1 protein-coding gene and 1 pseudogene are annotated in these 2,195 nt (G+C 36.5%); both read right to left on the bottom strand.

Going from position 1 to position 2,195, the window contains the following annotated elements:
- Positions 1-114 precede the first annotated feature (114 nt).
- Positions 115-993, bottom strand: a complete 879-nt coding sequence (locus OQK60_RS10545; RefSeq protein ID WP_297686822.1) for a hypothetical protein — start codon at positions 991-993, stop codon at positions 115-117.
- Positions 990-2,195, bottom strand: a pseudogene (locus tag OQK60_RS10540) (adhesin); the annotation flags it as partial. The gene OQK60_RS10545 and the pseudogene OQK60_RS10540, both read right to left, overlap by 4 nt.

Here is a 2,195-nt window from a genome sequence, read left to right as displayed (position 1 = left end):
GATGCTGCCTTGTGTAGAAGTCAGTGCTATATTGTCCGCTTTTATGCTCGCACTTGTATTTGTTATATCATTTGTAGCTTGCAAAGCCATATCCTGAGCATTGGCTATATACAATTATTCCCTTTCTTTATCTGTGCATTCCCATTTGCGTTCTACTCTTTTTTTTGTACATTCTATATCTGTTTCTCTCCCTACACATGCCCAAGAATCGCTCTCCTTTATAAAAGTGCACTTCATGCTTTTATCTTTTGCTTTGGATTCTTTATCCAGAGAGTATTTCTCATCATAAAGCAAACCCTCTTTTTGCATTCTATCTCTATCCATATCATAAATCTCTATGGAGTCGAATATCTCTTTCATATCTTTTTTAAACTGCAGTTGTATCTCTTGAAGACGGTGTCTTACCAAGCTTGGGTCATCGCCTCCTTCGAATTTTGTTCTATCAAAGGTGTAGTAGAAGCGGTAATCAACTCCTACAAGTTTTAAATTGCCTTGTTTGTCATAATATGGACAAAATGTCCAATACTTTTTACTTCCTATTCCATCTGCTATGTTTTGTGATTCAACATTAGTCCCACACTTTAATCCGCCTATAAAATCCACATAATTTTTATAATAATTAATACCTCTTTCCATATTATTGTTCATTCTCCACTCCGTCAAAGGCAAATTTGAAAAATATTCTTCAAACTCATCATTAAGTTCTTTATCTAAAAGTCTATTTTCAAATGAGTCTTTTGTTAAATCCCATACTCTTATATTTATATCTTGTTTCATCATATTGGGGATGGTTCTATGAAAATAAATAGTTGTTTTATTATCATGAATTCCCGAAGTCTCAAAAGGGAATTGGTGATAAGACCCAGGGGTTATAATATGCACATAAGGAGATGTTATTTTTGTATATGGTTCCATCTTTATATATGGGCTTTGTCTAAAAACACATCCCGTAAATATAAAACCAATCAAAAAAATTATAAATATATTTCTCATTCTCTGTACCCACACTTTACGCCAAACCCGGCATAATCTTGACAAACATATGTACCGTGAGGCGAATCAGAAGTAAATAATTTATAGGCATTTAATATATTTGCCTGCTCGAAGATCGTCGCTTGAGCATTGTTGCCGCTGTTAGCGCCTAATGATTCCCCTACGAAGTCATCTTGCTTGGTAAAAGCGCCTGAATATCCGTATCCTACGCCTCCCTTATCTTGAGGGTCTGTAATTAACTTATTCATATCGTCCTTATTCATCGGCGAACCGAACGATACGAATGTCGGAACATTCGGTTCAATTTTACCGTCAATTTTATAATACTCCACCGGCTTAAATCCTCCTCCATTTTCCTGAACATATTGTATCCCGTTATACACTATAACATTTGCTTGCGAGTGCATTGCAAAGTTAGACCCGGTATTGCCTCTTGATGCAGTAACGTTATTTACGTATTCTCCTGTCTGTTTTGCGATGCCGGTTGTTCCTATTCCGCTTTTATCTACTGCCGATTCTAATAAATCTGGTAAAAATCCATAAGATGGATTATACCCTACTGTAAGCTCTACCGCTTTGTCGGTATTCATTTGCCCTGTTTGCAGCAAACCATTTTTTATAGCTTCTGCTTCACTATTCATCATACCGTTAATTGAGTTTTGGTAGGTGGCACTTTCTTGTGTTATTTCTATAGGTGCTTTTGAGACATATAATCCCTTTCCGTCAAACTCTTTTTTATCTTCTGCACTTAATGTTTTATAGTAACTGCTATCTTCCATTCTTATATAGTCGTCCTCATTGAATTTCGTCGATAGTTTATTCACTACTTGAAGTACCTTATGCGCTGAATCTTTTGTTCCCGTAAGTATAGGTATCTCAGCCAATATGCCTCCTCGGTTTTCATTTGAAGGAACAAGTCCTAGCGAGAGGTATTTAGTTAAAGTATTCCAAACTTCTCCAGCCGTTGCTTCTATAACGTTATCGCTTGTTGCATCCGGCAAGGTTCCTGCAATAATGTTCATATTTTTATTCATTGCCTCATACTCCTGTTTTATCTCATCCTGCCCTTTTTTACTAAGCAGCCTAGTATCAAGTTCAACGCTCAGACCTTTATGGCTTTGTATATCGTAGATGTCCACTTTGTTGTCGGTTATATCTCTGTTTAACATTGCGGTGTCGGAATTCTCTTTGTCAGTTACTTG

The sequence above is a fragment of the Sulfurimonas sp. genome, from assembly GCF_026196735.1.
Taxonomy (GTDB): Bacteria; Campylobacterota; Campylobacteria; order Campylobacterales; family Sulfurimonadaceae; genus Sulfurimonas.
The sequence above is the reverse complement of the archived record's forward strand: the minus strand, read 5'-3'. Positions and strand labels throughout refer to the sequence as shown.